This window comes from Streptomyces sp. SID486, assembly GCF_009865385.1.
Lineage (GTDB): Bacteria > Actinomycetota > Actinomycetes > Streptomycetales > Streptomycetaceae > Streptomyces.
Genome location: NZ_WWJT01000058.1, coordinates 1 through 20,286, shown reverse-complemented (window position 1 = coordinate 20,286; position 20,286 = coordinate 1). Strand labels below are relative to the sequence as shown.

Annotated in this window: 15 protein-coding genes; 6 read left to right on the top strand and 9 right to left on the bottom strand. The window is 71.9% G+C overall.

The features are described from left to right. The 5 genes from GT045_RS03075 to sbnA form a co-directional block, all read left to right on the top strand. A partial coding sequence (locus GT045_RS03075) for a Pls/PosA family non-ribosomal peptide synthetase (RefSeq protein ID WP_237538313.1) occupies nt 1-2,279 on the top strand: 2,279 nt, incomplete at its 5' end. 13 nt (nt 2,280-2,292) lie between these two features. Continuing rightward, complete coding sequence (locus GT045_RS03070; protein ID WP_161333209.1) at nt 2,293-5,559, top strand: amino acid adenylation domain-containing protein; 3,267 nt, start codon at nt 2,293-2,295, stop codon at nt 5,557-5,559. A 42-nt stretch (nt 5,560-5,601) separates the two neighbouring features. Further along, the gene (locus GT045_RS03065) at nt 5,602-6,606 is read left to right on the top strand and encodes a TauD/TfdA family dioxygenase (RefSeq protein WP_161333208.1); all 1,005 of its coding nucleotides are present in this window, start codon (nt 5,602-5,604) and stop codon (nt 6,604-6,606) included. After that, the gene (gene sbnB, locus GT045_RS03060) at nt 6,603-7,673 is read left to right on the top strand and encodes a 2,3-diaminopropionate biosynthesis protein SbnB (protein ID WP_161286972.1); all 1,071 of its coding nucleotides are present in this window, start codon (nt 6,603-6,605) and stop codon (nt 7,671-7,673) included. Before GT045_RS03065 ends, sbnB begins: the two co-directional genes overlap by 4 nt. 38 nt (nt 7,674-7,711) lie before the next feature. Continuing rightward, entirely contained in the window at nt 7,712-8,734 is a 1,023-nt protein-coding gene (gene sbnA, locus GT045_RS03055) for a 2,3-diaminopropionate biosynthesis protein SbnA (protein ID WP_161286971.1), read from the top strand. Between the two features lie 39 nt (nt 8,735-8,773). Here sbnA and GT045_RS03050 read toward each other — a convergent pair whose 3' ends face one another. The 9 genes from GT045_RS03050 to GT045_RS03010 form a co-directional block, all read right to left on the bottom strand. Next, the gene (locus GT045_RS03050) at nt 8,774-9,946 is read right to left on the bottom strand and encodes an MFS transporter (protein WP_161286970.1); all 1,173 of its coding nucleotides are present in this window, start codon (nt 9,944-9,946) and stop codon (nt 8,774-8,776) included. After that, nucleotides 9,946-10,476 (bottom strand): GNAT family N-acetyltransferase, encoded by a 531-nt coding sequence (locus GT045_RS03045; RefSeq protein WP_161286969.1) that lies wholly within the window; start codon nt 10,474-10,476, stop codon nt 9,946-9,948. Before GT045_RS03045 ends, GT045_RS03050 begins: the two co-directional genes overlap by 1 nt. 1 nt (nt 10,477) lies before the next feature. After that, complete coding sequence (locus tag GT045_RS03040) at nt 10,478-11,893, bottom strand: type III PLP-dependent enzyme (protein ID WP_237538312.1); 1,416 nt, start codon at nt 11,891-11,893, stop codon at nt 10,478-10,480. Next, nucleotides 11,890-13,179, bottom strand: coding sequence for a DUF6271 family protein (locus GT045_RS03035; protein ID WP_161333207.1), 1,290 nt, complete (start codon nt 13,177-13,179; stop codon nt 11,890-11,892). The genes GT045_RS03040 and GT045_RS03035 overlap by 4 nt, the downstream gene beginning before the upstream one ends. Further along, entirely contained in the window at nt 13,176-14,204 is a 1,029-nt protein-coding gene (locus tag GT045_RS03030) for a phytanoyl-CoA dioxygenase family protein (RefSeq protein WP_161333206.1), read from the bottom strand. Before GT045_RS03030 ends, GT045_RS03035 begins: the two co-directional genes overlap by 4 nt. Nucleotides 14,205-14,376: 172 nt before the next feature. After that, nucleotides 14,377-15,888, bottom strand: coding sequence for a glycoside hydrolase family 3 protein (locus tag GT045_RS03025; protein WP_161333205.1), 1,512 nt, complete (start codon nt 15,886-15,888; stop codon nt 14,377-14,379). An 8-nt stretch (nt 15,889-15,896) separates the two neighbouring features. Next, nucleotides 15,897-16,727 (bottom strand): carbohydrate ABC transporter permease, encoded by an 831-nt coding sequence (locus tag GT045_RS03020; RefSeq protein ID WP_161286965.1) that lies wholly within the window; start codon nt 16,725-16,727, stop codon nt 15,897-15,899. After that, the gene (locus GT045_RS03015; RefSeq protein WP_202514900.1) at nt 16,724-17,722 is read right to left on the bottom strand and encodes a sugar ABC transporter permease; all 999 of its coding nucleotides are present in this window, start codon (nt 17,720-17,722) and stop codon (nt 16,724-16,726) included. The genes GT045_RS03020 and GT045_RS03015 overlap by 4 nt, the downstream gene beginning before the upstream one ends. Nucleotides 17,723-17,842: 120 nt before the next feature. After that, nucleotides 17,843-19,123: an extracellular solute-binding protein gene (locus tag GT045_RS03010; protein ID WP_161286964.1), complete on the bottom strand. Its 1,281-nt coding sequence runs from the start codon at nt 19,121-19,123 to the stop codon at nt 17,843-17,845. A gap of 303 nt (nt 19,124-19,426) precedes the next feature. Between GT045_RS03010 and GT045_RS03005 the strand changes: the two genes are divergently transcribed. Beyond that, nucleotides 19,427-20,245: a GntR family transcriptional regulator gene (locus tag GT045_RS03005; RefSeq protein ID WP_161333204.1), complete on the top strand. Its 819-nt coding sequence runs from the start codon at nt 19,427-19,429 to the stop codon at nt 20,243-20,245. Nucleotides 20,246-20,286: the final 41 nt, after the last annotated feature.

The window sequence follows — 20,286 nt, the reverse complement described above, 5'->3', positions numbered from 1 at the left end:
TGCCCGTGTCCGCCGAAGCGGCCGGCGCCCCGCCGGTGCCGGCGCCCGCCGCACCCCCGGTGACCCGCGCGAGCCGGCTGAGCCACCTCCTGTGCGGGACGGCCCAGCTGCTGGTCTTCCTCGGGTACTCCGTGGTCTCCGGGTTCGTGACCGCCGCCGGATACGAGTGGATCGCCTCCGGTTCGGGCGCGCTCGACATCTACCTGCGGTCGCTGGTCTTCGGCAGCGCCGGGTTCCTCGCCCTGTGCGCCTTCCCGGTCGCCGTGAAGTGGCTGCTGATCGGCCGGTGGAAAACGGGCGACTTCCCCCTGTGGGGCTTCACCTACCTGCGGTTCTGGCTGGTCAAGGTGCTGCTCCACGCCAACCCGATGGTGTTCCTCGTCGGGACCCCGCTGTACGTGCTGTACCTGCGGGCCCTCGGCGCGCGGATCGGCAAGGGGGTCACGATCCTCTCCCGCTCCGTCCCGGTCTGCACCGACCTGGTGACGATCGGCGCCGGCACGGTGATCCGCAAGGAGTCCTTCTTCCTCGGCTACCGGGCCCACGCGGGCCGCATCCAGACCGGCCGGGTCACGCTCGGCCGGGACGTGTACGTCGGCGAGAAGACCGTCCTGGACATCGACACCACACTCGGCGACGGCGCCCAGCTCGGCCATTCCTCCGGGCTGCACCGGGGCCAGACGGTCCCGGACGGCGAGCACTGGCACGGATCCCCGGCCGAGCCCACGGAAGTCGACTACCTGCGCGTACCGCCGGCCAGGTGCGGCACCGTGCGCCGGGCCTGGTTCGGCTCCGTCACCCTGCTGCAGCTGCTGCTCGTGTACCTCCCGCTCGCCGTCGGCGGCATCTACATCCTGTTCACCGAGGTGCCGGCGATCGGCAAGCGCCTCGACCGGCAGACGGCCCTGGTGTCCCGGCCGGAGCTGATCCCCGACGCGCTGGCCGTCTCGCTCGCCCTGTTCTGCGGGTTCGTCGTCCTGGGCCTCGCCGCCCTCTACACCGTGCCGCGCCTGCTCGCCCTGGTGGTCAGGCCCGACCGGGTCTATCCGCTCTACGGAATGCACTACACGCTGCATCGCGTGGCGGCGCGCATGACGAACCTCAAGTTCTATGCCTGGCTCTTCGGCGACAGTTCGTACATCGTGCATTATCTCAAGGGCCTCGGCTACGACTTGTCCCGGGTCGAGCAGACCGGTTCCAATTTCGGCACCGAAGTGCAGCACGAATCGCCTTTCCTGGTCTCCGTCGGGAGCGGGACGATGGTCGCCGACGGGCTTTCCCTCATCAACGCGGATTACTCCAGCACGTCATTCCGGGTGTCCCGGGTGGCGATCGGACCGCGCAATTTCCTGGGAAACAACATTGCCTATCCCTCCGGCGGCCGGACAGGAGACAATTGCCTGCTCGCCACCAAGGTGATGATTCCGCTCGACGGCGACATCCGGGAAGGCGTGGGGCTGCTCGGCTCGCCGAGTTTCGAGATTCCCCGCTCGGTGGACCGGGACGCGCGGTTCGACCACCTGCGCACGGGCGAGGAGCTGCGCCGTCATCTGGCCGCGAAGAACCGCTACAACCTGCTGTCGATGGGCCTGATGCTGTTCGCGCGCTGGCTGCACGTCTTCCTGCTCACGCTCCTCGCGCTCGTCTCCGTGGACCTGTACGGCGCGGTCGGCCATGTGGTGATCGCCCTGTACCTGGCGGTGACGCTCGCGCTGTCCACCGCGTACTACGTGCTGCTGGAACGCTGCATGACCCGGTTCCGCCCGCTGCGCCCCCAGCTGTGCTCGATCTACGACCGGAACTTCTGGCTGCACGAGCGCCTGTGGAAGGTGCCGGTCCAGTACCTGAACGTCTTCAACGGCACCCCCTTCAAGAGCCTGATCTGGCGGATGCTGGGCGTCCGCATGGGCAGGCGGGTGTTCGACGACGGCTGCTTCGTGACCGAGCGGACTCTCGCCGCCGTCGGCGACGACTGCACCCTCAACATCGGAAGCAAGATCCAGTGCCACTCGCAGGAGGACGGCACCTTCAAGTCCGACGGCATCACGCTGGGCGCCGGCTGCACCCTGGGCGTGGCCGCCCACGTGCACTACGGCGTGACCATGGGCGACGGCTCGGTGCTGGCGCCCGACTCGTTCCTCATGAAGGGCGAGGAAGTGCCCCCGAACGCGCAGTGGGGCGGCAACCCGGCCGTGGACATGCCGGAGACCGGCCGCCGGCCGGGCACCCCGGGCAGGGCCCTGCCGGCGGCCGGCGCCACTGCTGCCGCCACGAGTTGAGGAAGGCCATTCGATGGGAACGCGCGAGGAAGCCGACCGGGAGTTCTGGCGGCGTGCACTGACCGCCGGAGGTGTCACCGCCGCACCGCGCTGGGTCCGGGAGCCGGTGCCGGGCACGCTGGAGCAGGAGGTGGAGGTCCCGGACGACGTGGCGACCTCGGTGCGCGCGCTGGTGCGGCGCTCCTCACTGCCGCTCAGCTCGGTGCTGCTGGCGGCGCACGCGAAGGTGCTGGCCGCGCTGTCCGGCGAGCGGGAGGTCGTGACGGGATACACCGCTGGGGTGGGCGGGGAACCGCTGCCGTGCCGCCTGGAGGTCCCCCCGGGGTCCTGGCGGGCCCTGGTGTCGGCCGCGGAGCACGCCGAGGCGGAGGTGCTGGCGCACCGCGAGTTCCCGGTGGCGCGGCTGCGGCGGGAGCTGGGGGTGGACGAGCCGTCGTACGAGGTGGTGTTCGGTCCCATGGGCGCCGACGAGGCGCACGCCGACGACGGTGTGCTGCACGTGCGCTGGTGCGACCGGGGCGGACGGCTGGTGCTGCGCCTGCGCTGCCGCACCGACGCGCTGGACGCCGACGGCGCGATGCGGATCGGCGGCTACCACCTGAAGGCGCTCCGGCTGCTGGCGGCCGGCCCGGACTCCGACCACACCCAGCAGAGCCTGCTGTCGGCCGGGGAGGTGCGCGAGCAGCTGGAAGGGCTGGCGGGACCGCGCCGGCCGCTGCCTGACGCCCGGGCGCACGAGCTGTTCGAGCAGCGGGTACGGGCGCATCCGCACGCGGTGGCCGCCGTGCACGGCGAGGTCGAGTGGACGTACGGCGAACTGAACGCGCGTGCCAACCGGCTGGCGCGGGCGCTGCTCGCCCGCGGGCTGGGCCGGGAGGGCGTGGTCGCCGTCGTCACCGAACGCAACCTCGACTGGCTGGCGGCGACGCTGGCGGTGTTCAAGGCGGGCGGTGTGTACCTGCCGATCGAGCCGCACTTCCCGGCCGGCCGGATCGCGGCCATGCTGACGCGGGCGGACTGCCGGCTGGTGCTCACCGAGTCCGGCAGCACCGAGACCCTGGACGAGGCGCTGGCCACGGTACCGGGAGTCGAGAAGCTGCCGGTCGGCACGGCGTACGCGGAGGGGCACGCGGACGACGACCCGGAGGTGCCGGTCGAGGCCGGCCGGCTGGCCTACATCTACTTCACCTCCGGCTCCACCGGTGAGCCGAAGGGCGCGATGTGCGAGCACGCGGGCATGCTCAACCACCTGTTCGCCAAGATCGACGATCTGGGGATCGGTGAGGGGTCCGTGGTGGCGCAGACGGCCCCGCAGTGCTTCGACATCTCGCTGTGGCAGCTGGTGTCGGCGCTGCTGGTCGGCGGGCGGACCCTGCTGGTCGCCCAGGACGTGGTCGTGGACGTGGAGCGGTTCGTCGACACGCTGGTGCGCGGGCGCGTCGCCGTGGCCCAGGTCGTGCCCTCCTACCTGGAGGTCGTGGCCTCGTACCTGGAACAGCACCCCCGCGCGCTGCCGGACCTGCGCTGCGTGTCGGTGACGGGTGAGGCGCTCAAGCGGGAGCTGGTGCAGCGCTGGTTCGCGATCCAGCCGGGGATCCGGCTGCTCAACGCCTACGGCCTGACCGAGACCTCGGACGACACCAACCACGAGGTCCTCACCGAGGTTCCCGACCGCATCCTGCTGGGCCGTGCGGTGAACAACGTCCGGGTCTACGTCGTGGACGAGCACCTGTCACTGGTACCCCTGGGCGCCCCGGGACTGATCGCGTTCTCCGGTGTCTGCGTGGGCCGCGGGTACGTCAACGACCCCGAACGGACCCGGGAGTCCTACCGCACGGACCCCTACCGGCCCGGTGAGCGGCTCTACCTGGGCGGTGACCGGGGCCGCTGGCACCCCGGCGGGAAGCTGGAGTTCCTCGGCCGCCGGGACAACCAGGTCAAGATCCGCGGCTTCCGGATCGAGATCGGTGAGATCGAGAACACCCTGCTGCGGGTGGACGGCGTGCGCGACGGCGCGGTGGTCGTCGTCGAGCGGGGCGGTGGGAACAAGCATCTGATCGCCTTTCACTCCGGCAAGCGGCACCAGCCGGACGTGCTGCGCGAGGCGCTGGCGGCGGCGCTGCCCGCCTACATGGTCCCCTCGGCCTTCCACTGGCGGGACGCCCTGCCGCTGACCGCCAACGGCAAGATCGACCGCAAGGCCCTGACCGCGCAGGCCCAGCAGGAGGCGCGGGACGCCCAGGGCGCCGCGCCGGCCGACGCGGCGGACCGGGAGGCGCTCAGCCCGAGCGAACGGCGGCTGGCGGCGGCCTGGGCCGAACTGCTGGGCGTGCCCGAGCACCGGATCGGCCGGACGGACCACTTCTTCGACTCCGGGGGCACCTCCCTGACGGCCGTGCGGCTCAGCGTCGCCCTCGACCGGGCGGTCTCCCTGAAGGACATCACCCGCCATCCGGTCCTCGCCGACCTGGCCGCCGTCCTGGACGGCACCACCCGGCAGCGCCAGGAGCTGCTCCAGCCCGTCTCGGAGGCGGCCGGCACGCCGGAGCGCGCCCTGGTCTGCTTCCCCTACGCGGGCGGCAACGCGGTCAACTACCGGCCGATGGCGGCGGCACTGGCGGGCAGCGGGACGGCGGTTCTCGCCGTGGACCTGCCCGGCCACGACCTCGCGGCCCACCGCGAGCCGTTCGCGTCGATCGAGGAGGTGGCCGGCCGGGTCGCCGCCGAGATCGCCGCGCGCGGCCTGACCCGGGTCATGCTGTGGGGCCACTCGTCGGGCGCGGCGGCGGCCCTGGAGACGGCCCTGCGGCTGCAGGCGCAGGGCGTGCGGGTGACCAGGGTGTTCCTCGGCGCGCAACTGCTCGGCAGCGCCGCCGAGCGGAGCGCCGGCATCGCCGAGCTGACGAGCCGCAGTGACGCCGACATCGCGGCGGGGCTGGCCGCGGACAGCGGCTACACGGAACTCGCCGAACTGAACGAGCGGCACGCCGAGCACATCGCCGCCGCCTACCGGCACGACTGCCTGGCCGCCCACCGCTACTTCCTGGCGGCCCTCCAGTCCCCGCCGCCGGTGAAGCTGTCCGCCCCGGTGTCGGTGGTCGTCGCCGCGGACGACCCGCACACGGCCGGACACGCCGACCGCCACCGCGAGTGGCTGCTGCTGGCCGAGCACGTCGATCTGCACGAGCTGGCGGACGGCGGCCACCACTTCCTGCGCACCCGCCCGGCCGAGGCGGCACAGGCCGTCGTGAACGCGGCCGTACCCCTGGCCTCCACCTGAGGCCCGATCCCCCACCCGCCGGGCTACCGAAAGGAAACCGAGATGCCGTCCTCATCCCTGGCAGCACCGCTCGACGTGGAGCTGCGGCCGGACCGGCCCGCGCTGTTGCGGGTCGATCCACCGGGCGACGCCGCGAGCTGGGCGGCCGAACACCGCGAGGCGTTGCGCGCACAGGTCACCGAGCACGGGGCGCTGCTCGTGCGCGGCCTCGGCCTGACGGACGCGGACCAGGCCGGTGCCGTCTTCGCACGGCTGGCCGGCGGCCTCATGACGGAGACGGAGGCGTTCGCCCCCCGCGTGGCCGAGGGCCCCGGGCTGTACTCCTCCACGCCCTGGCCGGCCAACCAGCCGATGTGCATGCACCACGAGCTGAGCTACCCGCAGCAGGTGCCCGGTCTGATGCTGTTCGCGTGCCTGACCGCGCCCGAGCAGGGCGGCGCGACGGCGGTGGCCGACGCCGAGGAGGTCCTCGAGGCGCTGCCCGCCGAGCTGACGCAGCGGTTCGAGCGGGCGGGCTGGCTGCTGACCCGCACCTACAACGACGAGATCGGGGCGTCCCTCGCCGAGTCGTTCGGCACCGACGACCGCGCCGCGATCGAACGGTACTGCCGCGACAACGCCATCGACTTCACCTGGCTGCCCGACGGCTCGCTGCACACCGAGCAGCGCCGCAGTGCGGTCGTACGGCACCCGCTCACGGGCCGGCGCTGCTGGTTCAACCAGATCGCCTTCCTCAACGAGTGGACGCTGGCACCGGAAGTCCGGGAGTACCTGGTGGACGAGTACGGCGCGGACGGCCTGCCGTTCAACACCCGCTGCGGTGACGGCACCCCGGTCGGCGAGGACGTCGTCCAGGTCATCAACGCCACCTACGAGGAGCACACCCGGCGCGAACCCTGGCAGGCGGGTGACCTGATGCTCGTGGACAACATCCGCACCGCGCACAGCAGGGAGTCCTACACCGGGGACCGGCGGATCGTGGTCGGCATGGCCGAGCCGCTGCGCCTGGCGGACGGCTGCCCCGCACCCGAGGGGAGCGGACGATGACCGATCTGCTGTCGGCCACCGACCGAGCGGCGGGGCCCGGACCGACCGGAGTGCCGAGCTTCGCGGTGATCTCCGGTGAGCAGGTGAAGAAGGCGCTGGAGGGGTCCGAGAAGCAGCTCGTGGAGCTGGTCGAGGCCACCTACCGGCTGCACGGCGCGGGGGACTCGGTCAACCCGCCGTCGTACTTCCTGCGCTTCCCCGACCGTCCGACGGCCCGGATCATCGCGCTGCCGGCGTCCATCGGCGGGTCGGTGCACGTGGACGGCCTGAAGTGGATCTCCAGCTTCCCGGAGAACGTGAAGGAGGGGCTGCCCCGGGCCTCCGCGGTGCTCATCCTCAACGACCACGACACCGGCTACCCGTTCGCCTGCCTGGAGAGTTCCATCATCAGCGCGACCAGGACGGCCGCGTCGGCGGCGCTGGCGGCGGACTGGCTCAGCCGCAACCGGCCCCGGCCCCGCCGTGTCGGGTTCTGCGGTACGGGCCTGATCGCCCGTTACATCCACACCTTCCTGGCGCGCACCGGCTGGACCTTCGACGCGATCGGCGTGCACGACCTGTCCGCGGACAGTGCCGAGGGATTCTGCGGCTATCTGCGGGAGTCCGGTGCCGAGGAGCCGGTCACCGTCCACGACAGCGCGGAGAGCCTGATCCGCTCCAGCGATCTGGTGGTCTTCGCCACCGTCGCCGGCCGGCCGCACGTCACGGTCCCGGGCTGGTTCGCGCACAACCCGCTGGTCCTGCACGTGTCCCTGCGGGACCTGGCCCCCGAAGTGCTGCTCGCCTCGGCGAACTTCGTCGACGACGTCGAGCACTGCCTGAAGGCGGAGACCTCGCCCCACCTGGCCGAACAGCGCACGGGCAGCCGTGACTTCCTCAACGGCACGCTCAACGACGTGATGCTGGGCCGGGCGGCCCCGCCGCAGGACCAGCCGGTGATCTTCTCCCCCTTCGGCCTGGGCGTCCTCGACCTGGCCGTCGGCAAGTACGTCTACGACCAGGTGGCCCGGGCGGGCCAGCTCCGCATCGTCGAGGACTTCTTCCACGACCTGCGCCGGTACGGCTGAGGCCGTAGCCCTCAGCCGTAGCTATCAGGAGGTCTGCCGTGCCCGTCATCTCCGCTCCCCACGCCTTCAACGAAGGCAGTCTCTTCGTCGATCTGGCGTCGATATTCGGATACCGCCTCTACCTCAAGTGCGAGGGCTTCAACTTCGCCGGCTCCATCAAGCTGAAGGCCGCGAACGAGATGGTGGAGAGCGCCGAGCGGGACGGAAGCCTGACCCCGGATTCCATCCTCGTCGAGTCCTCCTCCGGGAACCTCGGCGTCGCGCTCAGCATGATCGCCGCGAGCAAGGGTTACCGGTTCCTGTGTGTGACCGACTCCCGGTGCAATCTGTCGACCAAACTGCTCATGGAGGCCCTCGGCAGCCAGGTGCACGTGGTGACCGACCTGGACACCAACGGCGGCTTCCTGGGCACGCGGCTCGAGTACGTCCGCTCCCTGTGCGCCTCCGACGACCGGTACGTGTGGCTCAGCCAGTACACCAACGCCGGGAACTGGCGGGCGCACTTCCGTACGACGGGGCCGGAGATCGCCGGCCAGTTCCCGCGCCTCGACGTGCTGTTCCTCGGGACGGGCACGGCCGGGACGCTGATGGGCTGCGCCCGCTACTTCCGCGAGTGGCACCGGCCGGTGCGGATCGTCGCCGTGGACAGCGTCGGCTCGGTGGCCTTCGGCGGCAAGCCGGGCCGCCGGATGATCCCCGGCCTGGGTATGAGCATGCGTCCCCCGCTGCTCGACGAGTCGTACGTGGACGAGGTGATCCAGGTGGAGGAGGCGGACACCATCCGCACCTGCCACCGGCTGGCGAGACGGGGCTTCCTGTTCGGCGGCTCCACGGGGACGGTGGTCAGCGCGGCGACGGACTGGCTGGCCCGGCACGACCGGGGCGACCTGACCGCGGTGGCCGTGGCCCCCGACCTCGGCGAGCGCTACCTGGACACCATCTACCAGTCCAACTGGCTCCAGGACCTCTACGGCGAGCACCTCCTCGACTCCGCCGGGGCGGCCGGCGCCTGGGACGAGGAGTCCGCGTCCGGGGCGCCGGGCCGCGGCGAAGGGCCGTGAGGGCGGCCGGTGCCGTGCCGGGGGGCCGCGTCCCCCGGCTCAGGTCCGGGCGAGCACGCCTGCCCGGGGCCGCCACGGGATCCAGCAGGCGGTCACCGTGACGATCAGGGCCGAGGCGGCCACCGCGGCCATACCGAGGGTCAGGCTCGCCGCGCCCGCCACGAACCCGATCAGCGCCGGTCCGCCCAGCAGACCGGTGGTGCCCATGGCGGCGACCAGGGCGAGGGCGTCGGAGCCGCGTTCGGCCGCCGCCACGTACACGCACGGGGTGACGGCCGCCGCGCCCAGCCCGACGCAGGCGAAGCCGAGCAGGGTGGGGACCACTCCCCCGGCGAGCAGGGCGAGGGCCAGGCCGGCGGCGGCCACCGCACTGCCGGTGCGCACCACCCGTCCGTCGCCCCAGCGGGAGCGCCAGCGGTCCGCGCAGACGCGGGCCAGCAGCATCATCACCGAGACGACCGCGATGCCGAGCGGCGCGACGGACGCCGACGCCTTGACGACGTCCTTCAGGTAGAGCGTCGACCAGTCGTTCATCGCGCCCTCGGTGATCGTGCCGAAGGCCATGGCGCAGCCCATCAGCAGGGTCGTGCCGGAGGTGAGGGCGCGACGGACGCTCCGCTTCGGCTCGTCGCGGGCGGCGGGGTCCGGTTCCCGGCCGGGCAGCAGGCCCGGCCGGGCGCCGCCGAGCAGGAGCAGCAGCAGGAGCCCGGCGACGGCGAAGTGGGCCGGGACGGACCCGGTCAGGGTGGTGACGCCGGAGGCCAGCAGGGCGGCGGCGAGCAGCCCGGCGCTGAAGGTGGCGTGCAGCTGGGACATGGCCGTGCGGTCGTACGCCTTCTCCAGCGCGGCACCCTGCGCGTTCATCGCGACGTTGAGGCAGCCCACGGCGACCCCGTCGGCGCACACGGCGAGCAGTGCCAGCGGGAAGTTCGGTACGGCGGACAGGGCGGCCAGGACGGCGATCAGGCACCCGGCGGAGGCGAGGGACAGCCCCCGGGAACCGAGCCGGCGCATCAGGACGGCGACGAGCGGGAAGGAGACCGCCGCTCCGGCGCCGCAGGCCATCAGCAGCAGGCCCACCTCGCCGGCGCCCAGGTCCAGCCGGGCCTTGAGCGCGGGCAGGCGGGCGATCCAGGTGCCGTACTGGAAGCCGAGGAAGCAGAACAGCGCCGCGATGGACCACTTGGCGCGCGGGAAGGACAGCTCGGGCATCAGACGGCCTCCCGGGCCGGGTACGGACGGGGTACGGCGGCCACCCGGGCGCTCATGTAGACCGCGCCGCGGCCGTAGTCCGCGGGCACCGGGGCGGCCGGGTGGGGCCGGTAGCCGTTGGCGCGCCAGAACGGCTCCTTGTCCGCGACGGCGACCAGCGAGATGGTCTCGAAGCCGCGGGCGCGGGCCGTCCCGGTCAGCCGGCGCACCAGCCGGGTGCCCAGTCCCCGGCGCCGCAGCGGGGCGCCGACGACGAGGTCGTGCAGGTGCAGGTTGGTGGTGGTGTGGTGGACGGCCGGTTCGGAGCGGGTCAGGTCGGGGCAGCTGAACCGGGGGTAGGGCAGGGCGAGGACGTAGCCGGCGAGCCGGCCGTCGAGTTCGAGCACGAAGCAGGTGCCGGCCGAGGCGCGGGCGCGTGAGCGCAGGAGCTGCTCGCCCTCGGCGAGGGAGAGGTCCGCGTACGCCTCGCTCTCCAGGGCCGCCAGCTGGGGCCAGTCGGCCTCGGTGATGCCCCGTATGAGGTCTCTCATGTCAGTGGTGTCCTTCCGGGGCGCGTGTGCACACGCACGGCAGCGGGCGGATGCCGTTGAAGCCCTGGGTCGTGTAGCTGGTGGCGTAGGCGCCGGCGGACAGGATCCAGACCGCGTCGCCGGAGGCCACGGCGCGGGGCACGCGCGCGGGGTGCCGGCCGCCCCCGTAGGCGTCGTCGCTGTCGCAGGTGGGGCCGGCGACGACGGCGGGCACGTATGCCTCGCCGGCCTCGTCCTCGTGCCCGGGGAAGACCAGCCGGTGCCGCAGCTGGTCCATCTCGTACAGGCCGTTGAACTTGCCCGCGCTCAGGTACAGCCAGCGGGCCCGGGTCCCGTCGGGCTGGACCCGTTCGGTGAGCCGGTACACATGGGCCCGGACCGCGCCGTGGTCGGCGACCAGGTGGCGCCCCGGCTCCATGACGAGGCGGAGCGGGGCGGCGGTCAGGGCGGTGAGCCGCTCCATGCCCTCGCGGATCACGGCGAACATCTTGTCGAGCGGCGGGTCGAGCGGGTCGCCGTGCCGGTCGAGGTAGCCGCGGGCGGGCAGGCCGCCGCCGAGGTTGACGTGGTCCGGCGTGATCCCCAGCCCGTCCAGCGCCACCAGGGTCTCGGCGAGCGAGTCCAGGGCCCGCTGCCATGCCTCGCCGGTCATCTGCTGGGAGCCGACGTGCACGGACAGTCCGGCCGGGACGAGGCCGGCCGCGCGGGCCGTGGCCAGGACGCGGACGGCGTCGGCCGGGGCGCAGCCGAACTTGCGGCTCAGGCCCCACAGGGCGCCCTCGCCGCTGGTGGCCAGGCGGCAGAACACCCGGGCGCCGGGGGCGTGGGCGGCGATCGCGGCGACGTCCTCCACGCTGTCGGTGGCGAAGGTGCGGATGCCCAGGCGGTGGGCCTCGGCGATGTCGTGGTCGGACTTGACGGTGTTGCCGTAGTGGACGCGGTCCGCGGAGACCCCGGTACGCAGGGCCTGGGCGATCTCGGCGGGGCTCGCCGCGTCGAAGCCGGCGCCGCGGTCCGCGAGGCAGCGGAGGACGTCGTCGACGGGGCACGCCTTGAGCGCGAAGCGCACGTCCGTTCCCGGCAGCTCGGCCAGCAGGGCGTCGTATTGGTGCTCGATGCCGGTGAGGTCGTAGATGACGCGGTCGGCCCGGGACGCGGCCAGCTGTGCTCCGAGCGCTTCCGAGGGGGCGCCGGGGAACGCCGTCGCGCGGGTGCGGCCGCTTCGTGACCGGTCGCGCCGCTCCCCGGGCCCCTCCGGAAGGTCCAGGTGCGGGACGTCCATGGGCGGGACACCCCTGTACGGGACGTTCATGTGCGGGGGGTCCGTGGGCGAGGCATCCGTGTGCGGGACGTTCATGTGCGGGACATCGGTGTACGGGAGGTTCGCGTGCGGGAGGTTCATGTGCGGGACGTTCATGTGCGGGCCGCCTCGATCAGGGCCGGCCACGCCTCGGTGAGGTGGGCGAAGTCCTCGATGTCCCGCTCCGCCCGGTCGAGCAGTCCGGTGCGCTGCGCGGCGAGCCGGTCGGCGACGGCCGCGTACCGTCCGCCCAGTTTCCGGTAGGCGGTGTCCACGCGGTCCAGGCGCCAGACGTTCTCCGCCCGGTCCAGGCCCGTGCTCTCCCGCAGGAAGCGGACGATCCGGTCGGGCCGGACCCGCTGCCGGTCGTCCAGCAGCCCGGCGCCCTCGGCGGCCATCGAGCCGTAGACGTGGTGGAAGTACAGCATCGACAGCAGGAACTTCACGAAGCGGGTCTGGTAGGCGAGGAATCCGGCGTCGGTACGGCGTTCGGGGGTGTAGTAGTTCTCGATGTGCCGGTTGTGCAGGACGCCGGGGAGCGTGGCGTCGTGGGCCAGGTGGGTGAGGAAGTAGTCGCTGCCGATGGTGTCGGTCGCCGGCGGCAGCGGCATCCGTTCGTAGACGTCCCGGTGGAAGGCGATGTTGCACATGTCGACCCGCATCGGGTCCACCAGGCCCAGCGTGGCACGGTCGCCGGTGAAGGGGGCGGTGCCCGCTCCGGTGAAGGACTCCTCCACCAGCTCGCGCCGCTGCCGCGCCGACGCGTCGGCGGGCGCCCACAGACCGACCACGTCGTGGTAGACCCCCTCGTCCAGTCGGCGCATCTCGCCTATGTCCACGGAGAGTTCACCGATGAAGGAGGCACCGGCCAGGGAGACCGGGCGGTGCGCCAGCGCCGGGTCGAGGTCGGTGCGCAGGCCGGCGGCCGTGGCCTCGGCGGCCGGGCGGCCCAGCCAGGGCAGTTCGTGGTGGACGGGGAACACCGGCTGCCCGGCGTGCGTCTGGTAGGCGCTGTCGGAGTCCCGGCGGTGCACGGAGTGGCAGCCGAGGGCCGCGGCCAGCAGGAAGGCGCGGTTGGTGCAGGCGCCGTAGGAGACGGCCGGCGGGAGCATGAGGTGCAGCAGCCGGTCGGGCTCGGGCAGGCCGGCGGTGCGGACGGCCCGGCGCAGGAAGTCCCGCTGGGCCTCCTCGTCGAGGTGGTGGACGGTCACGCCCGGTCGCGGGGGCAGGGCGGCGACGGCGCGGGTGTGCCCGGCCCGGGAGCGGTCGTCGGCGGAGTCCAGGATCAGCAGCCGCACCTCGGCACCGAACCGGCGGGCGGCGTAGCCCGCCTCGGCGTGCAGGGCGGTGATGGTGGCCGGGCAGGCCCGGTTGGTGGGCAGGCAGAGGCAGATCCGGTTCACCGGGCGCCTTCCGCGGCCCAGGAGTCGAGGCCGAGCAGCCTGCGCCCGAGGTCGTCCAGTTCGGCGGGGCCGTAACGGAGGGCTTCCGGCCGCCGGGCGTCGCCGAGCAGGGTGGCGTTCCAGTCGGGGGTGGCGAGGGTGCGCCAGGAGTCCACGCGGGAGTCGCGCAGGGCCGTGTGTTCCTCCAGCGCCGGCATCATCGACAGGTACTGCACGGCTCGGACAGCGTTGTCGGAGAGGTTGGGCGCGACGCCGTGTGCGAGCATGCCGTTGAAGATCAGCAGGTCACCGGCCTGGAGGTCGGGGCGGACGACCGGGAACTCGGCGCGGTCGACGGCCGGCCGGACCGGGTCGCGGCCCGGCGGCTGGGCGACACGCCACTCCTCGAAGCGGCGGAAGAGTTCCGGGGCGCACTGGAAGCCGCCGAGTTCGGGGCGGGTGTCGGTGAGCGCGATGATGCCCTGGACGCGCTGGGGCAGCACGGCGAGGGTGGTGTCGACGTCCCAGTGCAGTTCGATGTCGAAGCCCTCGTCGGTGGGCTCGATCAGGGAGCGCGAACGGGAGCCCCGGTTCGGCGGGTTGAGGTTGAGCCGGTCGAGGGTGACCCACAGTTCGGGGCTGTCCCAGACGTCCACGAAGGCGTCGTAGACCCGTCGGTTCTGCCGGCTGTCCCAGAGGAGCTGGTGGTGGTACGCCTCGACGAAGCCGTAGATGTAGAGGTGCCGGTCGAGTTCGGAGCGGAACTCGGGCTCCGCGTACCAGGTGTCGGGGCGGTCGGGGTCGAGCCCCTGGAACTGCCAGGCGAAGTCCAGGAGTTGCTTGGCCTCGCCCGGGGTGATGGCCTCGCGTACGACGACGTAGCCGTAGGTCTGCCAGAACGCGTGGTCCTCCTCGGACAGCACGCGCAGCGGCTCTGTCTTGTCGAGGTCGCGCAGGGGGACGGGGGCGAGGTAGGTCTCGCCGTCGGCGCTGAAGTAGGGGCGGCCGGTCGCCGCTCGGTGGAGGTGGGGCGCGGGCGTGTGCATGCGTTCACTCCGGGGTGATCGGGACGACAACACCTTGGGGTCGGACGTGAGACATGTGCCGGTGGCAAGCGCCGGAGCGCGAGAAGGCCACCGGGTTCTTCCCTGGAGGGGATGGAGGAGGAGATGGAGAAGGGGCCGCCCGCGGGGAGGAGCGGGCGGCCGGGAGGGAAGGTCAGCCGGCCAGCACGGCCTCGGCCGCCGCGACTCCGCAGACGCGGGCGGCGCCGTAGGTGGCGATGTGCAGGGCGCCGCGCGGGGCGGCCTGCGGCAGGCCCATCTCCACGACGACGGTGTCGGGGCGGGCGGCGAGCAGGGTGTCGAGGGCGGAGCGCATCCAGTCGTGCCGGTGCTCGTCGCGGACCACGGCGACGATCCGGCGTCCGCCGGCCGCCGCGAGGGCGGCCGCACCGGCGCCCTCGTCGCTGAAGGAGGCGGAGTCGGTGCCGGGCAGCAGCCGCTCCAGCTCGGTGGCGACGCCCCACGGCGTCTGGTCGCCGACGGCGATGTTGGGGGCCGGGTTGAACTGGGCGACGTGGACCGGGCCGGTGAGGGGCCGGGCGGCGCCGGAGCGGGTCACGCGCAGCGCGCGGCGGGCCGCGACCAGGCCGATCTCGGGATCGGCGGCGGTCTTCCCGGCGTCCCCGCGGGCCGCGGCGGTCCAGGCGGCGAGGTCGCGCACCCGGGCGGCGGCGTCGGCGAGCCGTTCCTCGGGCAGTTCACCGGAGCGTACGGCGGCCACGAGCGCGTCCCTGAGACCCAGCACGGTGTTCTCGTCGCACAGTCCGCCGCCCACGCAGATGGCGTCGGCGCCGGCCGCGATGGCGAGGACGACCCCGTGTTCCAGGCCGTAGGTGCCGGAGATCGCGCGCATCTCCATGCCGTCGGTGACGATCAGGCCCTGGTAGCCCAGTTCGCCGCGCAGCAGGTCGGTGAGCACGCGCCGGGAGAGGGTGCCGGGGCGGTCCGGGTCCAGGGCCGGGACGAGGATGTGGGCGCTCATGATCGCCCGGGTGCCGGCGGCGATCGCCGCGCGGAACGGGGGCAGTTCGCGCTCGTAGAGGGTGTCGGCGTCGACGTCGATGCGGGGTACGGCGTGGTGGGAGTCGACGTTGGTGTCGCCGTGGCCGGGGAAGTGCTTGGTGCAGGCGGCGACGCCGGTGGACTGCAGGCCCTCGACCCAGGCGGCGGTGTGCCGGGCCACCTTGTCCGGGCTCGCCCCGAAGGAGCGGACGCCGATGACGGGGTTGTCCGGGTTGGCGTTGACGTCGGCGGAGGGCGCCCAGTCGAAGTTGACGCCGCAGGCGGCCAGGCGGCGGCCCAGTTCGCGGGAGACGGCCCGGGTGAGGCCGGGGTCGTCGACGGCGCCGAGGGCGTGGTTGCCGGGGAAGGAGGAGCCGGTGCGCACGTCGAGGCGGGTGACGTCGCCGCTCTCCTCGTCGATGGCGACCAGCAGGTCGTCCCGCTCGGCGCGCAGCCCGGCCGTGAGGGAGGTGACCTGTTCCTCGCTGACGACGTTGCGGCCGAACAGGGCGACGGAGGCGAGGCCCTCACCGATGCGGCGGCGCACCCAGTCGGGCGCGGTGGTGCCGTCGAACCCCGGCTGGAGCACCGCGAGGGCGTTGCGGGCGAGGGTGTCGCCCGCGGCGGAGCCGCTGTCGGACGCGGTGGTGGCGATGGTGGTCATCAGGGGCGTCATCCCTTCACGGCGCCGTCGGTCAGACCGCTGACAGCCTTGCGTTGCAGGAAGATGAAGAGGATCAGGATGGGCAGCGCGAACAGGGACGAGGCGGCCATGGTGGCGCCCCAGTCGTCGCCGAAGGCGGTCTGGAACTGCGACAGCCACAGCGGCAGGGTCTGCGCCTCGATGTCCTTGTTGAGGATCAGGACGAGCGGGAACTCGTTCCAGGCGGTGACGAAGCCGAACAGCGAGGTCGCCATCAGGCCGGGGGCGAGCAGCGGGAAGATGACCTTGACGAACGCCTGGGGCCGGGTGCAGCCGTCGACCATCGCCGACTCCTCCAGCTCCCTGGGCACGGCGGCGACGTAGCCGCGCAGCGTCAGGACGGTCAGCGGGAGCACCATCATCATGTAGACGACGGTGAGCGGGACCAGGCTGTCCAGCATGTCGTTGTCGCGGACGATCATGTAGATGGCGATGATCATGACTTCCCAGGGAGCCATCTGCGCCAGCATGAACGTCACGATGAAGCCGCGCCGGCCCCGGAACCGCATCCGCGCCAGGGCGAAGGCCGCGAACAGCGCGATGACGAGGGAGAGCAGCACCGACACGACGGTGACGGTGACGGAGTTGAGGACCAGGGTCCAGAAGTGGTCGGCGTCGACGGCCTTCTTGAAGTGGTCGAGGGTGGCGTCCGTGGGGAACCACACCGGGTCGTCGGCGATGATGTCGCCGGTCGGCTTGAAGGCCGTGGCGAACATCCAGTAGACGGGGAACACGAAGCCGACGAAGAGGACGGCGGCGGTCGCGTTGGGCCAGATACGGCCGAAGAGCGAGCGCTTCACAGCTCGTCCTCCTCTTGCTTGAGCACCAGGCGCAGGTAGTACGAGGTGATGGCGAGCAGGACCAGGATCGTCAGGAAGGAGATGGCCGCGCCGACACCGAAGTGCTGGTTGCCGACGCCCTCGACGTAGGCGTAGATCGGCAGGGTCTCGGTGAGGTGGTTCGGGCCGCCCTCGTTCATCGCGAAGATCTGCGCGAACGACTTGAAGACCCAGATGACCTCGAGGAACGTCGTCGCGTACAGGAAGGGCCGCAGGAAGGGCAGGGTCACCGAGGTGAAGCTCTTCCACGCGCCGGCGCCGTCCAGGGAGGCGGCCTCGTACAGCTCCCGGGGGATCGTGGTCGTGGCCGCGTAGAGGTTGATCGCCACGAAGGGTATGGACATCCACACGATGAGCAGGGTGACCACGGCGAAGGTGGAGAACTGGGTCTCCAGCCAGTTGTGGTCGGCCATGGAGTGCCAGCCGAGCTTGTCCAGGACCCAGTTGACGACGCCGAAGCGCTGGGCGAACAGCCACTGGTAGACGGTGGTGGCCGCGACGACGGGCATGGCCCAGGCGAGGACGAGGCCGAGCATGAGCAGCAGCCGCATCTTCTTGCCGAGCCGGGCGAGCAGCAGCCCGATCAGAGTGCCGAGCGCCATGATCAGCACGACGTTGGCGGCGGTGAAGACGACCGAGCGCTCGACGACGCGCCAGAAGTCCCCGCCGGTCAGCACCTCCTGGTAGTTGTCGAACCCGTTCCACTCGGTGAGGTGCTGGATGAGCTGCCGCGGGTTGAGGTTCTGGAACGACAGCATGCCGTTCTTGACCAGGGGCCAGCCGAGCAGCACCACGGTGGCCAGCAGTGCGGGCAGCAGGAGCAGGTAGGGGGTGGCGGCGCCGCGCCGGGAGGGCCCCCCGGGGATGCGGCTGTCACCTGGCGGCGGGGCCGGCACCCGGGCCTTGCGGACAGCGGGCTCCCCGGCCGTGTCCGTGCCTTCGGTCTGCACTGACATGCGTTGTCATCTCTTCCGTGGCCGTACGTTGGACTTCCTCGGCCGTGCGCACGGCGTCCGGGGCCGTACGACGGCACAGATGTGCCGGGGGCGCCCCGAGGGGCGCCCCCGGCGCGGCCATCAGTTCTGCTGGGCCAGGCGCTTGTTGATGTCGCCCTCGACCTGCTTGGCGGCGTCCGCAGGGGACTTACCGTTCAGCACGGCGGTCATGTAGGACTTGATCGGGTTGGGGTTGTTCTCCACCGCGCCCCACTCGGGGATCAGCGGGGTGGTGCCACCGACGGAGGCACCCGGGGCGATGGCCTCGGCGACGAGGTTGCCCTTGAGGTTGGTCTCCAGGGCCTTCTTGTTCGGGATGACGCCGTTGATCTTGGCCAGTTCGCCCTCGTACTGGTCGGACAGGGCGATCTTCAGGAACTCCTTGGCGAGGGCCTGCTTCTTGCTGCCCTGGGCGACGGCGAGGTTGGAGCCGCCGAGGAAGACGCTCTCGGGCTTGTCCGCGGTCTCACCGGGGATCGGGAAGTAGCCCAGGTCCTTCTCGATGGCCTTGTTGGCGGCGATGGCCGTGCCGGCCTCCCAGCCGAGGCCGATGAAGGCGCCGGTCTTGCCCTTGGCGAAGATCTCGGCCTGCTGCGGGTTGGCCTCGTCCTTGTCCTTGGGGGCCTTGGAGAAGGACTGGTACTTCTTGTAGATCTCCATGGCCTTGGTGACCTTGGCGTCGTCGAGGTTGGAGACGAACTTGTCGCCGTCCTTCTTCACCAGGTCGGCGCCCTGGCCGATGGTCAGGCCGTCGAAGAAGTACCAGTTCTGGCCGGGCAGGTAGAGCGGCTCGGCGTCGGTCTTCTTGCCGATGGTCTCCAGGTCCTTGAACAGCTCGTCCCGGGTCTTCGGGGTGTCCTTGATGCCGGCCTTGGCCCAGATCTTCTTGTTGTAGATGACCACGCGGCTGGTGAAGTACCAGGGCGCGGCGTACTGCTTGCCGTCGTAGACGGAGGACTGCGAGACGGACGGCGTCCAGTCGGTGCCGATCTCGCTCTTGAGGTCGCTCAGGTCGGCGAGGCCGCCGGTGACCGCGTAGGCCGGGGTCTGGGTGTTGCCGACCTCCAGCACGTCCGGCGGGTTGGACTCGGAGAGGGCGGTGGTGATCTTCTGCTGGATCCCGTCCCACTTCTGCGTCACGAACTTCAGCTTGGCACCGGTCTTCTTCTCGAAGGCCGCGGTCACGTCCTTGACCCACTGGTCCGGCGTGGAGCCGTCCATGGCCCAGACGGTGAGCGTCTGGCCCTTGAAGCTGTCCGGTCCCGCGTTGTTGCCGCTGTCGTCGCCGTCGTCCCCTCCGCACGCCGACACGGAGACCATCATGCCCGCGATCACGATCGCGGCCGCAAGCTTGCGCTTCACGCCACCCTCCTCAGGGATGCCACTAACCCCCCACGCCCTCGGCGGTGACCTGCGTACGACGCTGTTGCACGTAAGGGCTCGGGACCTGGCCACTAATGGTGTAGACCAGTACGGTGGAGCTTGGCCTAGACCTTTTGGAGTGTCAAGGGTGGTTCGGGAAGCCGGTCCCGGCCGTTACGAGAAAGTCACCGGAGTGCGTCCGTCCGCGATCCGCCCGTTTCGCCCGGACCGTTCAGTTGGACTAGACCATAGGGCAGTTGGTCGCTATAACGGGAGCCCATCGACACAGCCGGGAAGGCAGGCATGACCACCGACGTCAGCAGCGCCCAGCCGCACAGGGGGGCGCCCGGCCGCATCGCGCGCGTGCCGAAGTACTACCGGATCAAACAGCGGCTCCTGGCCATGGCCGAGGCGCTGCAGCCCGGTTCGGCCATGCCCGCGGAGCGTCTGCTCGCCGTCCGGTTCGACACCTCGCGCACCACCGTCCGGCAGGCGCTCCAGGAGCTCGTCGGCGAGGGCCGGCTCGACCGGATCCAGGGCAAGGGCACCTTCGTCGCCCAGCCCAAGCTCTACCGCACGCTCCAGCTCACCTCGCACACCGAGGACATGCGCGCCCAGGGCCTCACCCCGGCCTCGCAGATGCTGGACATCGGGGAGATCCCCGCGGACGAGAAGCTGGCGGGACTGCTCGGCATCACGATCGGCGAGCGGGTACTGCGCATCGAGCGGCTGCGGCTGGCCAGCGGCGACCCGATGGCGATCGAGACGACCCACCTGTCCGTGCGCCGCTTCCCCGGCCTGCGCCGGTCGCTGGACACCGTCCCGTCGCTCTACACGGCGCTCGCCGAGGTGTACGGCGTCCATCTCGCCGAGGCCGACGAGACCATCGAGACCTCGCTTTCGACCCCACGGGAGGCGCAACTGCTCGGCACGGACGTGGGGTTGCCGATGCTGCTGCTGTCCCGGCACTCCCGGGACGCGGCGGGGACCCCGGTGGAGTGGGTGCGCTCCGTCTACCGGGGCTCCCGCTACAAGTTCGTCGCCGCCCTGCACCGGCCGGGCGCCGCCGTGGTCCGGCGGAGAACGGCTCCGCCGGACCGGGACGGCGCCGGCCGCGGCTGAGCCGGGGCGCGCCGCGCCCGGCCCGGGCCCAGGGCGCGCAG

Bases quoted from the DNA above. Each gene is read 5' to 3' on its own strand.
- GT045_RS03070 (WP_161333209.1), top strand. From the start codon at position 2,293: ATGGGAACGCGCGAGGAAGCCGACCGGGAGTTCTGGCGGCGTGCACTG.
- GT045_RS03065 (WP_161333208.1), top strand. From the start codon at position 5,602: ATGCCGTCCTCATCCCTGGCAGCACCGCTCGACGTGGAGCTGCGGCCG.
- sbnB (WP_161286972.1), top strand. From the start codon at position 6,603: ATGACCGATCTGCTGTCGGCCACCGACCGAGCGGCGGGGCCCGGACCG.
- GT045_RS03050 (WP_161286970.1), bottom strand. From the start codon at position 9,946: ATGCCCGAGCTGTCCTTCCCGCGCGCCAAGTGGTCCATCGCGGCGCTG.
- GT045_RS03045 (WP_161286969.1), bottom strand. From the start codon at position 10,476: ATGAGAGACCTCATACGGGGCATCACCGAGGCCGACTGGCCCCAGCTG.
- GT045_RS03040 (WP_237538312.1), bottom strand. From the start codon at position 11,893: ATGAACGTCCCGCACATGAACCTCCCGCACGCGAACCTCCCGTACACC.
- GT045_RS03030 (WP_161333206.1), bottom strand. From the start codon at position 14,204: ATGCACACGCCCGCGCCCCACCTCCACCGAGCGGCGACCGGCCGCCCC.
- GT045_RS03025 (WP_161333205.1), bottom strand. From the start codon at position 15,888: ATGACCACCATCGCCACCACCGCGTCCGACAGCGGCTCCGCCGCGGGC.
- GT045_RS03015 (WP_202514900.1), bottom strand. From the start codon at position 17,722: ATGTCAGTGCAGACCGAAGGCACGGACACGGCCGGGGAGCCCGCTGTC.
- GT045_RS03005 (WP_161333204.1), top strand. From the start codon at position 19,427: ATGACCACCGACGTCAGCAGCGCCCAGCCGCACAGGGGGGCGCCCGGC.